At 66.4% G+C, this 16,953-nt stretch carries 13 protein-coding genes; 8 read left to right on the forward strand and 5 right to left on the reverse strand.

Annotated features, from left to right (window positions below; translation table 11 throughout):
• Nucleotides 1-7: 7 nt before the first annotated feature.
• Together QI450_RS07785 and QI450_RS07790 are read right to left on the reverse strand one after the other, a co-directional pair.
• Nucleotides 8-532: a GNAT family N-acetyltransferase gene (locus QI450_RS07785; RefSeq protein WP_226773381.1), complete on the reverse strand. Its 525-nt coding sequence runs from the start codon at nt 530-532 to the stop codon at nt 8-10.
• Entirely contained in the window at nt 516-1,217 is a 702-nt protein-coding gene (locus tag QI450_RS07790; RefSeq protein WP_226773380.1) for a YigZ family protein, read from the reverse strand. The genes QI450_RS07785 and QI450_RS07790 overlap by 17 nt, the downstream gene beginning before the upstream one ends.
• A gap of 22 nt (nt 1,218-1,239) precedes the next feature.
• Between QI450_RS07790 and coaE the strand changes: the two genes are divergently transcribed.
• The 4 genes from coaE to QI450_RS07810 all read left to right on the forward strand — a co-directional run bounded on the left by coaE (nt 1,240) and on the right by QI450_RS07810 (nt 7,187).
• Nucleotides 1,240-2,445, forward strand: coding sequence for a dephospho-CoA kinase (coaE, locus tag QI450_RS07795; RefSeq protein ID WP_226773379.1), 1,206 nt, complete (start codon nt 1,240-1,242; stop codon nt 2,443-2,445).
• Between the two features lie 82 nt (nt 2,446-2,527).
• The gene (gene uvrB, locus QI450_RS07800; protein ID WP_226773378.1) at nt 2,528-4,609 is read left to right on the forward strand and encodes an excinuclease ABC subunit UvrB; all 2,082 of its coding nucleotides are present in this window, start codon (nt 2,528-2,530) and stop codon (nt 4,607-4,609) included.
• A gap of 178 nt (nt 4,610-4,787) precedes the next feature.
• A complete protein-coding gene (locus QI450_RS07805; protein ID WP_226773377.1) occupies nt 4,788-5,816 on the forward strand; it encodes a TerC family protein in 1,029 nt (342 codons plus the stop codon).
• Nucleotides 5,817-5,852: 36 nt separating this feature from the next.
• Nucleotides 5,853-7,187 (forward strand): MFS transporter, encoded by a 1,335-nt coding sequence (locus QI450_RS07810; RefSeq protein ID WP_226773382.1) that lies wholly within the window; start codon nt 5,853-5,855, stop codon nt 7,185-7,187.
• Nucleotides 7,188-7,212: 25 nt separating this feature from the next.
• On the opposite strand, the gene QI450_RS07815 is transcribed toward QI450_RS07810, so the two are convergent.
• The 3 genes from QI450_RS07815 to QI450_RS07825 are packed head-to-tail and all read right to left on the reverse strand — an operon-like array spanning nt 7,213 to nt 11,696.
• The gene (locus QI450_RS07815) at nt 7,213-8,574 is read right to left on the reverse strand and encodes an alpha/beta fold hydrolase (protein WP_282468168.1); all 1,362 of its coding nucleotides are present in this window, start codon (nt 8,572-8,574) and stop codon (nt 7,213-7,215) included.
• Nucleotides 8,575-8,626: 52 nt separating this feature from the next.
• Nucleotides 8,627-9,127 carry a GNAT family N-acetyltransferase gene (locus tag QI450_RS07820; protein WP_226774870.1) on the reverse strand — a complete coding sequence of 167 codons (501 nt, stop codon included), beginning with the start codon at nt 9,125-9,127 and terminating at the stop codon, nt 8,627-8,629.
• A 22-nt stretch (nt 9,128-9,149) separates the two neighbouring features.
• Complete coding sequence (locus QI450_RS07825; protein ID WP_226774871.1) at nt 9,150-11,696, reverse strand: DEAD/DEAH box helicase; 2,547 nt, start codon at nt 11,694-11,696, stop codon at nt 9,150-9,152.
• Nucleotides 11,697-11,812: 116 nt separating this feature from the next.
• Between QI450_RS07825 and QI450_RS07830 the strand changes: the two genes are divergently transcribed.
• From QI450_RS07830 to QI450_RS07845, 4 genes are all read left to right on the forward strand, one after another.
• Nucleotides 11,813-12,592, forward strand: coding sequence for a trans-aconitate 2-methyltransferase (locus QI450_RS07830; protein ID WP_226774872.1), 780 nt, complete (start codon nt 11,813-11,815; stop codon nt 12,590-12,592).
• A 145-nt stretch (nt 12,593-12,737) separates the two neighbouring features.
• On the forward strand, nt 12,738-14,465 hold the full coding sequence (locus QI450_RS07835; protein WP_226774873.1) for an ABC transporter ATP-binding protein: 1,728 nt from the start codon (nt 12,738-12,740) through the stop codon (nt 14,463-14,465).
• 200 nt (nt 14,466-14,665) lie between these two features.
• The gene (locus tag QI450_RS07840; protein WP_226774919.1) at nt 14,666-16,402 is read left to right on the forward strand and encodes an ABC transporter ATP-binding protein; all 1,737 of its coding nucleotides are present in this window, start codon (nt 14,666-14,668) and stop codon (nt 16,400-16,402) included.
• Nucleotides 16,399-16,791, forward strand: coding sequence for a GntR family transcriptional regulator (locus QI450_RS07845; RefSeq protein WP_226774874.1), 393 nt, complete (start codon nt 16,399-16,401; stop codon nt 16,789-16,791). The genes QI450_RS07840 and QI450_RS07845 overlap by 4 nt, the downstream gene beginning before the upstream one ends.
• Nucleotides 16,792-16,953: the final 162 nt, after the last annotated feature.

Consider the following 16,953-nt stretch of genomic DNA (forward strand, 5'->3'; position numbering starts at 1 on the left):
GGGGGAGTCAGCGCAACGCGATCCTGGCCTTGACCGGAACCGTTGCACCGGTGGCGGCTTCGCCTTCCTCGAGCTCGGCACCGGTTGACCTCAGGAGGGCCAGCGCCGCGGTGTTCCCTGCCGTTGTCTCGGCTTCCAGCACCGACGCCCCGGTCGCGGCGGCCCGGCCAATCACGAGACGAAGCGCTTCCCGTGCGATTCCGCGGCCGCGGAAGCTGCGCGCCAGCCAGATACCCGTTTCCAGCGCACAGGCTCCGGTCCGCCGCAGCCGGACCGCTCCCGCCAGTTCACCGCCGGAACTGACCGCCCAGCTTTGCTGCTGGCCTGGCCCGTCGAGTCCGGCGGCCGCTCGGTGGTATTCGCGGAACCAGCTGATCCGTTCCGAATTCCAGCCGGCGGCGCTGCCCAAGGGTGGGGTCACGTCGTCCGCATCCGCGTCCTGGATCGCCACTGACAGGAGCTGCTCGAGGACCGCCCCTGAGACATCAACGAGCAACACGGCGGGACGGGAAGGCTCACCCGTGGGGGACATCGATCCACTCCGTTTCTCCGGGCACTAATTCGGCCGTTCCGGCAGACAGCGCGGCCAGCCGCTCGGCCGCCCGGGCCAGACCAGGCGGATCATCCGGCAGGGCAAGCCGAAGGATAGTAGCTTCCGCCGCGTAACTGGATTCTGCCATGACGTAACCCGCGGCGCGGAGCTCGTTTTCCAGCCGCCCGGCGGACGTGTGCGGAACGGCCACCCTGCAGATCCGCAGCCGGCGGCGCTGCACGAGGGGCGCCCGGTCCAAGGCAGCGGTCACGGCTTCCGAGTAGGCTCTGACCAATCCGCCTGCCCCCAGCAGGATCCCGCCAAAGTACCGGACCACCACAGCTGTTACATCACTGAGATCCGTCGCGCCCGGAGCGGTTTCGCGTTTGAGCAGCGCATCAAGCATCGGGTTGCCCGCGGTTCCGGACGGTTCGCCGTCGTCGTTTGAGCGTTGGACATCCCGGTCCGGACCGAGCACAAACGCGGAACAGTGGTGCCGTGCGTCGTGGAATTCTTTGCGCAGGGCGGCAAGGACCGAACGGGCCCCATCCTCGTCTGCGGTCCGTTGCAGCACCGTAATGAAGCGGGAGCGTCTAACCTCAGTCTCGTGGCGGAACTCCCGGTCCGCCGCCAGCGAGGTGTACACGGTGGCCCTGCTCTCCGGGAAAACCGCATTTTCAGCCACCGGATCAGTTTAGTCTGGTGGAGTGCTGAAAATCGGGTTGACGGGCGGCATCGCCGCAGGCAAGTCAGTGGCCTCCTCGCGCCTGCGCGAACTGGGCGCCGTAGTGATCGACGCAGACGCCCTGGCCCGGGAGGTCGTCGAGCCCGGCACACCCGGACTCGCCAAGGTGGTGGAGGCCTTCAGCAAGTCGGTTTTGACGCCCGACGGCGGCCTGGACCGGGCCAAGCTCGGCGCCCTCGTGTTCGGCAACCCGGACCGCCTTGCCGTTTTGAACAACATCATCCATCCGCTGGTGCGGGAGCGGGCTGCCGCGCTGTCCGCCGCCGCCCCTATGGGCGCCGTGGTGGTCCAGGACATCCCGCTCCTCGTTGAGACCGGCCAGGGCTCCAATTTCCATCTGGTGGTGGTGGTTGACGCGCCGGATGAGGCCCGGCTGCAGCGGATGGTGCAACACCGGCGGATGAGCCCCGCTGACGCCCGCGCCAGGATGGCGGCGCAGGCGGGCAGGCAGGACCGGCTGGCAGCAGCCGACGTCGTCCTGGACAACTCCGGTTCCAAGCAGGAACTTCGGGACGCGGTGGACCGGCTCTGGAAATTCCGGCTGGCACCCTTCGCGGAGAACCTGGGCAGGCACCGCCCGGCACCCCGGACCGGCGCCCCGGTGCCGGCGCACGCCAACCCCGAGTGGCCGGTGCAAGCCGCGCGGCTTATGGCGCGCCTGCGGACGGCTGCGGGGGAGAACATCCTGGCCCTGCACCATGTTGGTTCCACTGCCGTGCCCGGCCTCGGCACGAACGACGTGCTGGACCTCCAGCTCGGCGTCGAGGACATGGCCGCCGCGGACCGGATCTCGCTGCTGCTCGCCGAGGCGGGTTTCCCGGCCCGGCCCGTTGCGGTTTCCGGCAACCCCCAACCCCCGGACCCGGACCCGGCAAGCTGGCCGGAGCGCCTGCACGCCAACGCGGACCCCGGACGGGCGGTCAACCTCCACGTCCGGGCCGTGGGCTCGCCGGGCTGGCGGTTCGCGCTCTGCTTCCGGGACTGGCTGCGCGATGACCCGGCTGCCCGGGAGGAATACCTTGCCGAGAAGCGCCGGGCCGGCAGGTTGCACGGCGCAGATCGGAGCACCGCTGGCTACGCCTCGGACACGGAGGACGGGATGGCCGGGCACGCCCCGGCGCAAATGGAAGCGTGGGCGCGGCGCACCGGCTGGCAGCCTCCCTTGTAGCCGGGGCCCGAAGCCGGACCGGAACGTACCGCCCAAAGCTGAATCAGGGCGGAGCGTCGGGGCCCGGCGGTACATTAGGAACATGAGTCTTGCCCAGCAGATCAACCGTGTCGTGGCGCCTTTCGAGGTCATCAGCGAATTCCAGCCGGCAGGCGACCAGCCGGCCGCCATCGGGGAACTGACCGAGCGCATCAAAAACGGCGAGAAGGACGTGGTGCTGCTCGGCGCCACGGGTACCGGCAAGAGCGCGACGACGGCGTGGCTGATCGAGCAGGTGCAGCGGCCCACCCTGGTGATGGTGCAAAACAAGACCCTCGCAGCGCAGCTCGTCAACGAATTCCGCGAGCTGCTGCCCAACAACGCCGTCGAATACTTCGTCTCCTACTACGACTACTACCAGCCGGAAGCCTACGTGGCGCAGACGGACACCTTCATCGAAAAGGACTCGTCCGTCAACGAGGAAGTCGAACGGCTCCGGCACTCCGCCACCAATGCGCTGCTGACCCGCCGGGACGTGATCGTGGTCGCCACCGTGTCCTGCATCTATGGCCTCGGCACCCCGGAGGAATACATCGCCGGCATGGTGACACTGAGCAAGGGCGCCCAGATGAACCGCGATGACCTGCTGCGGAAATTCGTTTCCATGCAGTATGCCCGCAACGACATGGACTTCCACCGAGGCACGTTCCGGGTCCGTGGCGACACCGTAGAAATCATCCCGATGTACGAGGAGCTTGCGATCCGGATCGAGTTCTTCGGCGACGAGATCGAGAACATCTATACCCTGCACCCGCTCACCGGAGAAATCATCCGTGATGAGACCGAAATGTACGTCTTCCCGGCATCGCACTATGTCGCCGGTCCGGAACGTATGGGCCGGGCGATCAAGCGGATAGAAGACGAGCTCGCCGGACGGCTCCAGGTCCTGGAAAGCCAGAACAAACTTGTGGAAGCGCAGCGACTCAGGATGCGCACCACCTACGACCTGGAAATGATGCAGCAGATGGGCTTCTGCAACGGCATCGAGAACTACTCCAGCCACATCGACGGCCGCGCCCGCGGAACGGCGCCGCACTGCCTCATCGATTACTTCCCGGACGACTTCCTCCTGGTCATCGACGAGTCGCACGTTACAGTGCCGCAGATCGGCGCGATGTACGAGGGCGACATGTCCCGGAAGCGGAACCTCGTAGACCACGGCTTCCGGCTGCCCTCCGCGATGGATAACCGGCCGTTGAAATGGGACGAATTCCAGGACCGCGTTGGGCAGACCGTCTACCTCTCCGCCACGCCGGGCAAGTACGAGCTCGGCAAAGCCGACGGCTACGTCCAGCAAATCATCCGGCCCACCGGCCTCATCGACCCCGAGGTGATCGTCAAGCCGACAAAGGGCCAAATCGATGACCTGCTCGGTGAGATCAAGACCCGCACCGCGAAGGATGAGCGCATCCTGGTCACCACACTGACCAAACGGATGGCGGAGGACCTTACCGATTATCTGCTCGGGCACGGCGTCAAGGTCGAATACCTGCACTCGGACGTTGACACCCTGCGCCGCGTCGAGCTGCTGCGGGAACTTCGGATGGGAGTCTTCGACGTCCTGGTCGGCATCAACTTGCTCCGGGAGGGCCTGGACCTGCCCGAGGTGTCGCTGGTGAGTATCCTGGATGCGGACAAGGAAGGCTTCCTGCGGTCGGCAACGTCGCTGATCCAGACCATCGGCCGGGCCGCCCGCAACGTCTCCGGCGAGGTCCACATGTACGCGGACCGGATCACCGACTCCATGGCGAAGGCCATTGACGAGACCAACCGGCGGCGCGAGATCCAAGTGGCGTACAACACCGCTAACGGCGTCGACCCGCAGCCGCTGCGGAAGAAGATCGCCGACATCACGGACCAGATCGCCAAGGAGGACGCCGACACCCGCGAACTCCTCGCCGCGGCCGGCAAGTCGCGCGGCAAGGGCAAGGGCTCGGCAAAGGTCCGGGCGGACGGCCTGGCCGCGGCACCGGCCGAGGATCTGGTGGGCCTGATCGAGCAGCTCACCGAACAAATGCATGCCGCCGCCGGGGAGCTGCACTTCGAGCTTGCCGCCCGGCTTCGTGACGAGGTAGGGGAGCTGAAGAAGGAACTGCGCCAGATGCAGTCCGCCGGGCACGCCTAAGGTAGGGTAGGACGAACGTAGGGGAGTATCCCAAGCGCTACGATCGTCAACACGCATGGCACAGACGCCCTGCCGGGCGTAGCGGGCTGCAAGTGGTACCTGGAGGCAATGGCCCGGGTGCGAGAGCTTGGCCGGAGAGACTTGCACCGCTTAGTTGTACCCTGCGAAAGGTATCTTCGTGCCTGAACTTCCCCTCTGGTTTGAGATCGGCTCCTTCGTTGTCCTCGGCACCATCCTCGCCGTCGATCTGCTCCTCGTCCTCAAGCGGCCGCATGAGCCCTCCATGAAGGAAGCAGGCCTCTGGGTCACCTTCTACATCGGGCTGGCGCTCGTTTTTGCCGCAGCGATGTTTGCCTTCACCGGTCCCGAGTACGGCGGGCAGTTCATTGCCGGCTGGGTCACGGAGTACAGCCTCAGCATCGACAACCTGTTCGTCTTTATCATCATCATGGCCCGCTTTTCGGTACCCCGTAAGTACCAGCAGGAAGTCCTGATGGTGGGCATCATCATCGCGCTGGTCCTGCGCGGCATCTTCATCCTGCTCGGCGCACTAGTGATCGAACAGTTCAGCTGGATCTTCTACCTCTTCGGCGCCTTCCTGCTTTGGACCGCGTGGAAGCAGCTCCAGGACGACGGCGGTGACGAGGAAGACCGGGAAAACCCGCTCATCGCCCGGATCCGCACTGTCCTGCCGATGTCCCAGACGTTCGACGGCGGCAAACTCCGCACCATGGTGGACGGCAAGAGGGTCTTCACCCCCATGCTGGTCGTCTTTGTGACCATCGGCCTGACGGATCTGCTGTTCGCGGTGGACTCCATCCCCGCCATATTTGGCCTGACGCAAAGCCCGTTCATCGTCTTCACCGCCAACATCTTCGCCCTGATGGGCCTGCGTCAGCTGTACTTCCTGCTCGGCGGCCTGATGACCCGCCTCGTCTACCTGAAGCACGCCCTTTCCGTGATTCTCGCGTTCATTGGTGTGAAGCTGGTCCTGCACGCGATGCATGTGAACGAACTCCCGTTTGTCAACGGCGGCCGGCACATCGAATGGGCTCCCGAGATCCCGACTTTCCTCTCGCTCGCGGTAATCATCGGCACCATCATCGTGGCCGTCATTGCCAGCCTGGTCAGCTCCGGCACCACAACATCGAAGGTGGACCCCCGGCTCGAGGAAGACTCCCGCAAGAGCCTGATCGACGCCGAGTAGCTTCCACGGTTCGGCTAAGCTCGGACCGTGAAAACCATCGACTCCAGCCCGGCGCACGGTTCGGTCCTGGACCCGCAGCGGGTCCAGCGCCGAACCGTCTGGGTCCTGAGCACGGCTCAGCTGCTCAGCGGCGTGGGCAGCGGCGCCAGCCTGTCCGTCGGGTCCCTCCTGGCCGTCCAGCTCTCGGGCTCGAACGCGTGGGCCGGAGCTGTCACCACCACCATGACCCTCGGCGCGGCGGCGGCCGCGCTGCCGCTGGCAGGCCTGGCCGGCCGGCGCGGCCGGCGCGGCTCGCTGGTTACGGGCCTGCTCGCTGCCATGGCCGGAGCCCTGCTGGTCATCGTTTCCACTGTGACGGGAAGCTTTCCCGTGCTGCTGCTGGCAGCGGCCCTGCTTGGACTGGGCACGGCAGCCAACCTGCAGGCCCGCTTCGCCGCCGTCGACCTCGCCGCTCCGGAACGCCGCGGCCGAGCCCTGGCGATCGTCGTGTGGGCTGTCACAATCGGCGCCGTGGCCGGACCCAACCTGATCCGTCCCGGCGCCCTGGTAGGCAGTGCGCTCGGCTTGCCGGAACTGGCGGGCCCCTTTGTATTTTCGACGGCGGGACTGGCCCTGGCCGCGCTGCTGCTGCTCATTGGCCTGCGGCCGGACCCGCTGCTGCTGGCTGCCAGGCTGCGGTCCGAAAGTCAGCCGACGCCCACCGCCGCCGCCCGGCGTCGGAACAGCCTCCGGCACGGCCTGGATGCCATCCGGGCCTCGCCGCGGGCACGCTTTGCGCTGCTGGCGATTATTTCCGCGCACGGCTGCATGGCCGCCGTGATGTCGATGACGCCGCTGCACCTGCAACTGCTGACCGAGGGACCGCTCACCGGCATGCCGGCCGGCCATGCGCACGCCGCCAGCACCGATGTCCTGGTCCTGATCGGCTTCACCATTTCGCTGCACATCGCCGGAATGTACGCACTCTCACCGGTCATGGGCTGGCTGACGGACAAAACGGGCCGGCTGCCGGTCATTTTGCTGGGGCACGGCCTGATCCTGCTCTCGGTCCTCGTGGCCGGCTTCGGCCAGGCCGAACCGGCGCTGGTCGCCGTGGGCCTGATCCTGCTCGGATTGGGCTGGTCCGCTGCCACGATCGCGGGTTCAACCCTGCTGGCCGAAAGCGTCCACGCCGGTGACCGCGTCCTCGTCCAGGGTGTCTCGGACACGATGATGGGGGTCGCCGGCGCTGTCGGGGCCGGCTTCTCCGGGCTGCTGATGAGTGGAGTTGGCTACCGGGGCCTCAACCTGGCGGCGGCCGCCGTCGCCGCGGTGGTGTTCACCGTCGGCTCCCTCGCCGCCATGCGTGCGCGCCGCCTGACGGCGCCCTAACCCTGCGGTGCAGCGAACCGCCGGGTTAGGGCCTGACGGAGCGGGTCAGGCCCAGGAGTCGGCCGAAGATACCCTCGCCGTCGTCCGCAATACCGTCGTGGTGGAAGTCCGCGGACTCCCAAACCTGCAGTCCGCGGACAGCAGCCGCGGTCTCCAGCGAAAGCCCACGGTCAACATAGATATCGTCCGTGTAGACGGCGGCCGCCACTGGCACGCTGTTCAGAGCGAGCCGTTCGGCATCATAGAGCCGTGGCCAGTCGTCCTTTTCGGCGAGCAGCCGGGCAATGTTCCGCAGCGGCCGTAGTGCGGGATCCTGCTCGAAGTACCAGGGGTAGACCATTTCACCGGTCAGCAACGGCTCGGGGGCCTCCGGGGAGAACTCCGGGAAGTCCTGCAGGACACGCCAGGCGGCCCAGTCGGTGGACTCACCCTGGCCATAAATTGATTCGTGCATCAGCGCGTACAGCGGGTTGGCGGACCGGGACACCAGCCCGCGGACCTGCTCCAGGAAGGCATCCGAAAGCCGCTCGCCGGCGGGTGTGCCGACGAAAGCGTCCTCCAGCAGGTGATGCAGGGCGTCCACCCTGGTGTTTCCGCCCAAAAATGACCCGACCATCTGGAAACGTTCCACGGTCAGGCGTTCGCCGTCGGGCAGCAACTCCGCCGTCTCACGAAGGTGCCGGGCAATCCGGCTGACCGCTGCCCGGTCCTCCGGATACCTGCCGAAATACTCGGCGTTGCGGGCCGCCACCCGCCCGAAGGTTTTTTGGTACACCCGGTCCGCGGGTCCGGAGAGCGGGCCCAGGCCGCCCGTAATCAGGGCCTCCCGCAGGCCCTCCGGAGCGAAGGAAAGATAGCTGAGGGCGCAGAAGCCACCGTAGCTCTGACCGTAGATCGTCCACGGTCCCGACCCCAGGGCAAGCCGGATGGACTCGGCGTCGGCGACGATCGAGTCAGCGCGGAAATAGCTGAGGTAGTGCGCCTGATCGGCGTCGCTGCCGCGCAGTGGAAGTGTCTTACGGTCTATCGCGGAGGACAGCCCGGTGCCGCGCTGGTCAAGCATCAGGATCCGGAAGTCCCTGGCGGCGGCCTTGCTCCAGCCGCCCAGCGCGGGAAGCCGGTTTCCGCGCCCGCCCGGCCCGCCCTGCAGGTACAGCAGCCACGGGAGCTGGGCGGCGGCTTCCTCGCTGTGGTCCGCGGAGACGTACTCGCGGGCGAAGACGGTGATGGTCTCGCCGGCCGGGCCGCCAGCGCCGAAGTGGTCCAGCGGCACTTCGAAGTAGTGCTCCGCCGTGCGCATCCCGCGGTAGACGTGCCGCGACTTGATGGTGTGCGGGACAGTCGGCCGTGCGGCCGCCAGCAGGTCCGCGGCACCGGAACCGGTCATGGGCAGGTCGGCCGCAGGCCGTCCAGCAACAGGCCGGCCAGCAACCGACCGGTCAGCCACGGGCCCGGGCCTTGCTGGCGCCGGCAAAGGCCTCCAGCGCTTCACCGGTGAGCCGGAACGTGGACCATTCCTCCATCGGGTGTGCGCCGAGTTTTTTGTAGAAATTGATCGAGGGCTCGTTCCAGTCGAGGACGCTCCATTCGACGCGGGCGTAGCCGCGTGCGACGGCGGTCTCAGCCAGGTGCCGCAGGAGCGCCTTGCCGTGGCCTTCGCCGCGTGCCTCCGGGCGCACATACAGGTCCTCGAGATAGATGCCGTGGACACCCTCCCACGTGGAGTAATTCAGGAACCAGAGGGCGAACCCCCGCACCTCACCGGTCTCGTTCTCAGCCATGGCGGCGAACACCCGCGGGTTCTCGCCAAACAAGGCCTCGCCCAGCATCTCCGGGGTGTTCCGGACGGCGTCCGGCTCCTTCTCGTAGAGAGCCAGGTCATGGATCATCTGCAGGATTGCGGGGACATCGTTTGCCGTCGCGGGCCGGATTAGACTCATTATTCGAGTTTACTAGGGCCGCTTAGAGCCGGTTGACGTCCGTCACGCGCACGACGGCGGTGCCGGTCTCATCCGAGGCGGCAAGGTCAACCTCGGCTGAGATGCCCCAGTCATGATTGCCGGCTGGATCGTCGAAGATTTGCCGGACCTTCCACAGCGCGGGCTCTTCGGTGATCATTAGCAGGCCGGGACCGCGGGCATCCGGGCCGGTGCCGATATCGTTATGTTCGTCGAAGTAGTCGTCCAGCGCGTCCTCCCAGCGTTCGAAGTCCCAACCGGAGCCGGAATCGAGCCCGGCCAGGGCGGTAGCGTCCTCATCTGCGAAGAGCTCCACCCGGCGGAACATCTCGTTGCGGACCATTACCCGGAAGGCCCGCACGTTGGAGGTCAGCGACGGCGGCGGTGGCGGCGGAGCATCGTGAGGTGTTGGCGCCTTGCCGGAGGTGAGCTCCTCCCACTCGTCGAGCAGGCTGGAATCAACCTGCCGGACCAGCTCGCCGAGCCACGCGATGAAGTCCTCGAGGTCCTCGCGGAGGGCGTCCTGGGGGACCGTCTGGCGCAACGCCTTGAATCCGTCGGCCAGGTAGCGCAGCACAATCCCCTCCGAGCGGGCCAGCCCGTAGAACTGGACAAACTCGCCAAAGTTCATGGCCCGCTGGTACATGTCCCGGACGATCGATTTGGGCGCCAGTTCAAAGTCGCCGATCCACGGGGCGGCCCGGCGGTAAACGTCGAACGCCTCCCCGAGCAGCTCCCCGAGCGGCTGCGGGTAACTGACCTCGTCGAGCATCGCCATGCGCTGGTCGTAGTCGATTCCGTCGGCCTTCATCGCCGCGACGGCCTCGCCGCGCGCTTTCTTCAGTTGCGCTGAGAGGATTTGACGGGGTTTCTCCAGCGTCGACTCAATGACTGACACCACGTCCAGGGCGTACGACGGCGACTCCGGATCCAGCAGCTCCAGTGCCGCGAGGGCGAACGGGGACAGCGGCTGGTTCAGCGCGAAGTTGGCCTGCAGGTGGACGGTCAGCCGGACGGTGCGGCCATCGGGTCCCTGCTCCTGAACCGGGATCCGTTCCACCACTCCTGCAGCCAGGAGCTCCCGGTAGATCCCAAGCGCCCTTTTCATCAGCTGCAGCTGGGAGGACCGGGTCTCGTGGTTCTCGGTGAGCAGCCGGCGGGCGGCCTGGAACGGGTCGCCCGGCCGCTCCATCAGGTTCATCAACATCGAATGGGTCACGGAGAAACTGGATGTCAGCGGATCCGGGACGGATTCCACCAGGCGCTTGTAAGTCGGTTCGCCCCAGGAGACAAAGCCTTCCGGCGGCTTCTTCTTAACCACCTGCCGGAGCTTCTTTTGATCGTCCCCGAACTTGGCCGTGGCTTTGGCCATGGCCTTGACGTTCTCCGTGACATGCTCGGGCGCTTGGACCACCACGGTCCCCGCCGTGTCGTAACCGGCCCGCCCGGCGCGGCCGGCGATCTGGTGGAATTCCCGGGAATTCAGCAGCCGGGTTCGGACGCCGTCGTACTTGCTCAGCGCGGTCAGCAGCACGGTGCGGATGGGGACGTTGATGCCAACGCCGAGCGTGTCGGTGCCGCAGATGACCTTAAGCAGCCCGGCCTGCGCGAGCTGCTCCACCAGCCGGCGGTACTTGGGCAGCATACCGGCGTGATGGACGCCGATCCCGTGCCGGACCAGCCGGTTGAGGGTCTTGCCGAAGCCGGCGGCAAAGCGGAAGCCGGCGATCAGCTCGGCGATTTTGTCCTTTTCCTCGCGGCTGCAGACGTTGACGCTCATCAGGTTCTGGGCCCGGTCGATCGCCTCCACCTGGCTGAAGTGCACCACATATACGGGCACCTGCTTAGTGGCAAGGAGTTCTTCGAGCGTCTCGTGTACAGGTGTCTGCTCGTAGTAATAGTGCAGCGGGATGGGCCGCTCCACCGAGCTGACGGTCGTCGTCGGGCGTCCGGTCAGCGCGGTGATTCCGGCTTCGAAGCGGCTAACGTCGCCAAGCGTGGCGGACATCAACAGGAACTGCGCCTGGGGGAGTTCCAGCAGCGGGACCTGCCAGGCCCAGCCGCGCTGCGGGTCGGAGTAAAAGTGGAACTCGTCCATGATCACGGCGCCGAGCTCGGCGTCGGCCCCTTCGCGGAGGGCGATGTTGGCCAGGATCTCCGCCGTGCAGCAAATAATGGGGGCGTCCTGGTTAACGCCGGAGTCGCCGGTGATCATACCGACATTCTCGGCGCCGAAAATATCGCACAGTGCGAAGAACTTCTCCGAGACCAAGGCCTTGATCGGGGCCGTGTAGTAGCTGCGCTGGCCGCGGGCCATGGCCTGGAAGTGAACCGCGATCGCGACGAGGGACTTTCCGGATCCGGTGGGGGTTGCCAGGATCACGTTGGCGCCGGAGGCAAGCTCCATCACGGCTTCGTCCTGAGCGGTGTACAGGGCCAGCCCGCGGGTTTCGGTCCACTCGACAAAGCGGGTGTAAAGCTCGTCCGGGTCAAGGCCGGTCCGGCCTGGGACCCGGGCGGCCGGGGCGGGGAGCTGATCAACAAGTTTCATTGCCTCCCAGCTTAGTGTCCGGCGCCGCGGAGCCGGGCCGGACACCTCTTGGGCTGCTGCCCGGGCCGGGGTTAGGCTTCGCACGGCGCATCGTTGCCGGTGTCTGGAGGAACGCAGTGAAATGGGATCCCGCCAAGTACGCGAAGTTCGGGGAGTACCGTGACCGGCCGTACTTTGACCTGACTGCCCGGATCCATGCGGATGCTCCCCGGAACGTCGTTGACCTCGGCTGCGGCTCCGGGGCCCTGACCGCCGCCCTCGCCCGGCGCTGGCCTATGGCGCAGGTGACCGGCCTGGACTCCTCTGCGGAGATGCTGGCCCGGTCCGATTCCGCTGCGGAGCCGCTGCCGAATCTCTCTTTCAGCCACGCGGACATTGCCAGCTGGATGCCTTCCGATGACACCGACGTGGTGGTGACCAACGCCGCGCTGCAATGGGTTCCGGACCACCGGGACCTGCTGGCCCGCTGGCTCGCCGCGCTCAAGCCCGGCGCCTGGTTCGCGCTGCAGGTGCCCGGGAATTTCCGCTCGCCTTCGCACACGCTGATGCGCGGCCTGGCGGAATCGGTGACATGGTCGGGCCGGCTCGCCGGTGTGCTGCGCCACGCGGACGCAGTGGGCCGCCCGGAAGAATACCTGAACATCATGCTCGACGCCGGCTGTGCGGCGGACGTGTGGGAGACCACTTACCTGCAGCTCCTTCCCGGCCCGGACCCGGTGCTCGAATGGGTGCGCGGGACCGGGCTGCGGCCCGTCCTGGCCGCACTGTCCGCCGCCGATGCCCGTGCTTTCGAAGCCGACTACTCCGCACTGCTGGCCCGGGCCTATCCTGCCGGCCCGCACGGCACAGTGTTCGGGTTTCGCCGGATTTTCGCTGTGGCCCGCACCCCGGGATGACCGGCCCTGGCGGGCGGCCCATCGGGCAGCCGGGCACCGGGTTACACTCGAGCACAGTGTGAGCGTGGTTACAATGGCGGGGCGGCCAGGGGGCAGCTGCCTTGAAATATCCCGATCGGCGCCCCGAGCTAGCGATGGAGGTTCGGTGCTTATTGGCCTGACACGACGCATTCTGGGAGCCCATAAAGGTTCCGTCTTGGCAATTGTGGCCCTGCAGCTCGTGCAGACGACTGCCAGCCTCCTCCTTCCTACCCTGAACGCCGCCATTATCGACAACGGAATCGTCCGCGGAAATGTCCCGGAGATCCTGCGGTTAGGGTCCTGGATGGCGGCGATTGCCGGCGTCCAGGTGGTAGCTGCAATCGGCGCCGGCTACCTGGGCGCTGTCACGGCTATGGAACTTGGCCGGAAACTGCGGGAAGAGCTGTTTGTAAAAGTACAATCCCTGTCCTCGCAGGAAATCGGCGAGTTCGGGGCCGCCAGCCTTGTGACCCGGGCCACAAACGACGTCGCACAGGTGCAAAACCTCATGGTTCTTGTGTTCACGATGCTGATCGCGGCACCGGCCATTTTCATCGGCGGCATGGTGCTCGCCGTCCACCAGGACATTGCGCTCTCCGGCATCGTCGTCGCGGTGATTCCGGTGCTTGCGGTCATTATGGTCCTGATCGTGCGCCGCCTCGTTCCGCTCTACCGGCAGGGCCAGGAGCTCATCGACCGGATCGGCCGGGTGCTGCGCGAGCAGATCATCGGCGCCAGCGTTATCCGCGGATTCGTCAGGCAGGCGCATGAGATCCGGCGCTTCGAAGGGGCAAACAAGGAGTTGACCCGGAACAACCTGAGCTCCGCGTTGCTGGTCGCCGGGATGATGCCGCTGATAATGCTCGTGGTGAATCTCTCCTCAGTTGGTGTGGTTTGGTTCGGCGGGCACCGCATCCAGTCCGGAGAAATGCGGCTGGGAGCCGTGACGGCCTTCATCGCCTACATCCTGCAGATCCTGATCGCGATCATGATGGCGATGTACGTTGTGATGACTGCTCCCCGCGCGGCTGCCTGCGCCGAACGAATCCAGGCTGTCCTCGACACGGTGCCAGCGATCACGGACGGCCCGGCGGGAGCCGCGCCGGTGGGCAACACCGTGGAGTTCCGAAACGTCTCCTTCGCATACCCGGGGGCTGAGGTCCCCGTCCTTGACGGTGTCAGCTTCACAGCCCTTCCCGGAACCGTCACGGCGGTCATCGGCGCCACCGGCAGCGGTAAGAGCACCCTGCTGAACCTGCTGCCAAGGTTCCTGGATGCCACCGCCGGGACGATCAGCATCGGCGGATCCGAAGTCCGCGGGCTGTCCCTGGCGACGCTGCGCAGCCTGATAGCCTTCGTTCCCCAGCACTCCTACCTGTTCTCCGGGACGCTTGCCGAGAACCTGAGAATGGCCGCGCCGGCAGCCACGGACGAGGAACTCTGGCAGGTACTGGGGAATGCGCAGGCCGGTGCTTTTGTCCGGCGGCTGCCGCAGGGGCTGCAGGCACCGGTGACGGAGGGCGGAACGAATTTTTCCGGCGGCCAGCGGCAGCGGCTTTGCATCGCCCGGGCTCTGCTCCGGCGTTCGGCGGTGTACGTGTTTGATGACAGTTTCTCGGCGTTGGACTACGGTACGGACACCCGGCTCCGACAGGCGATGGCGCCGCTGCTGCATTCGGCCACTGTCCTGATCGTGGCCGAACGTGTTGCCACGATCGAGGACGCAGGGCTGATCCTTGTCCTCGAGGACGGCCGGCTCGTGGCACAGGGAACACATCAGCAGCTGATGGAGTCCTCGCCGAGCTACCAGGAGATCGCAGCCTCCCAGCTGTTGCTTGAGGAGACCCCGTGAAGCCGGAGCCGCCCCCCGACGCCGGGACCGGCACTCCCGCCGCCGGCGGGACCACAGAGCAACCCGTGCTGGACACACAACCGGACGGCCGGCGCGCTGCCCTCCCGTCAGCGCCTCCCGGAACGACCCCGGGCGCCGGCCGGCTTCGCTGGCGCACGGCAGGGCGGCTACTCGGGCTGCTCCGCCCGTCGAGGTTGCTGATGGCAGGCGTCCTCGCTGCCACCTGCGCATTTGTGGTGCTCAACGTGCTGGCGCCCAAAGTCCTCGGCGACGCCACCGACGTCGTTGTTGCTGGCGTCACCGGCGGAACCTTCGACCAGGATCAGCTGGCTGCCCTGCTGGCGGAGGTCTCGCTGATGTATCTGGGGGCCTCGGCCTTCAGTTGGATCCAGGGCACCCTGACGGCCGTTGCCGCGCAGCGACTCAGCAGCGGGCTGCGTGCCTCGGTGGAGGTCAAACTGCACGTCCTGCCGTCGGGCCACTTCGACGAGCAGCACCGTGGCGACGTTCTGAGCCGAGCCACCAACGACGTCGACAACATTGCCCAGGCGCTCAACCAGCTGCTCAACCAGCTCATTATGTCGCTGTTGATGCTCTCCGGGGCGCTGGGCATGATGCTGTGGATCTCCCCGGTGCTGGCAGTGATCGCGCTGGTGTCCGTCCCGGTGTCGACCCTCATCACCGTCCTGGTGGCCCGGAAGTCACAGGGCCATTTCACTGAGCAATGGAGCAGCACCGGGGAGCTGCACGCACAACTCGAGGAGCTATTCACCGGACATGAGGTGATCAAGGCCTTTGGCCGGCAGGAGGCAGCTGCGTCCAGTTTCAGGGACGCCAACGACCGATTGTGCCGCGCGGGCGCACGCGCCCAGTACGTGTCCGGCGTCGTTCAGCCGCTGATGGTCCTGGTCTCCAACCTCAACTACATCGCCGTCGCCGTCGTCGGGGCGCTTCAGGTGCTGTCCGGGGCCATGACGATTGGCGGCCTTCAGGCCTTCATCCAATTCAGCAGGCTCTTCAGCCAACCGATGGGGCAGATTGGCGGCATGCTGACCCTGCTGCAGTCCTGCCTGGTCTCGGCCGGGCGGGTCTTTAACCTCCTGGATGCACCGGAGATCCCGCCGGACCCGGACCCGGGCCGGCACGGGGCCGGAATTGCGCCGCCCCATGCCGCGGGCCGGGTCACGTTTGAGCGTGTGACGTTCGGTTACCGGCCCGGTTCACCGGTGGTCCAGGATCTGAGTTTTACCGTGGAACCCGGCCAGACCGTGGCAATTGTTGGCCATACCGGAGCCGGCAAGACCACTGTGGTGAACCTGCTTATGCGCTTCAACGAACTCGATTCGGGCCGGATTACTGTCGACGGCACGGATATCGCGGAACTGACACGCGACGAACTGCGGGCCAGGTTCGGGACCGTGTTGCAGGACTCCTGGCTCTTCACCGGCAGCATCCGGGAGAACATCGAATACGGCCGCCCCGGCGCGGGCGATGCCGCAGTGATTGCCGCTGCTCAGGCCAGCCATGTTGACCAGTTCGTCCGGGCGCTGCCTGAGGGGTACGACACGATGCTCGGCAACGACGGAGACTCGCTCAGCCGCGGACAGCGCCAGCTGATTTCGATTGCCCGTGCGCAACTCGCCAGGCGCAGCATCCTGGTCCTGGACGAGGCGACCAGCTCGGTGGATAGCCGCACCGAAGTCCAGATCCGCCGGGCGATGCGCGGCCTCAGGCAGGGACGCACCAGCTTCGTGATTGCCCACCGCTTGTCCACCGTGCGCGACGCTGATCTAATTCTGGTCATGGATCAAGGACGGATCGTTGAACAAGGAACCCACCGCCAACTCATCTCCAGGGGTGGGATGTACCTGAAACTGTATAAGGCACAGTTCGCCCGCCGCGAACAGGCCACCTCCGGCCGGGAGCCCGGACAGTGACCCCCACGGACGCATCGACGGTCCCCTTTCCCGGTGCCTGGCGGCCCAACCCCGGCAGCACGGTCCCGTTGTTTGATCAGCTCCGGCTCAACATTATTGAACGGGCCGACAACGGCGCGCTGGCGCCCGGGACCAAGCTCCCTGCCGTCCGCAGCCTTGCCGGCGAGCTGGGGGTCGCACCCCATACCGTGGCCCGCGCCTACAAGGAACTCGAGGCCGCCGGCGTTGTGGTCACCCGGGGCCGAAACGGCACTGTGATGTGCGCACGGGACGAAGCCTGGAGCTCGCTCTCCGCTGTGGCTGCCGGGTTCGCCGATGCCGCGAAAGCCCAGGGCGCCAGCTTCGCCGAGGCCGTGCAGCTGCTCGCCGCCGCGTACGACCGCTCCTAGGACCGGCGCTAAGTTGCCGCGCGGGATTTCGCGGCACGGGGCGCCCCGGAAATGGATCTTCGAAGAAGTTTTCGATTAGCATTGGTAGCGTGCCTAAAGCCGTAGCTGACGATCCAGCCGTAGATTCCCAGTCCGCAGTCCTCCCGACGGAGTCCGCAAAAC

The sequence above is a fragment of the Arthrobacter sp. EM1 genome (assembly GCF_029964055.1).
Taxonomy (GTDB): domain Bacteria; phylum Actinomycetota; class Actinomycetes; order Actinomycetales; family Micrococcaceae; genus Arthrobacter.

Coding starts and splice junctions, on each gene's coding strand:
- uvrB (WP_226773378.1), top strand. CDS start 2,528: ATGAGTCTTGCCCAGCAGATCAACCGTGTCGTGGCGCCTTTCGAGGTC.
- QI450_RS07825 (WP_226774871.1), bottom strand. CDS start 11,696: ATGAAACTTGTTGATCAGCTCCCCGCCCCGGCCGCCCGGGTCCCAGGC.
- QI450_RS07815 (WP_282468168.1), bottom strand. CDS start 8,574: ATGACCGGTTCCGGTGCCGCGGACCTGCTGGCGGCCGCACGGCCGACT.
- QI450_RS07840 (WP_226774919.1), top strand. CDS start 14,666: ATGGCAGGCGTCCTCGCTGCCACCTGCGCATTTGTGGTGCTCAACGTG.
- QI450_RS07785 (WP_226773381.1), bottom strand. CDS start 532: ATGTCCCCCACGGGTGAGCCTTCCCGTCCCGCCGTGTTGCTCGTTGAT.
- QI450_RS07820 (WP_226774870.1), bottom strand. CDS start 9,127: ATGAGTCTAATCCGGCCCGCGACGGCAAACGATGTCCCCGCAATCCTG.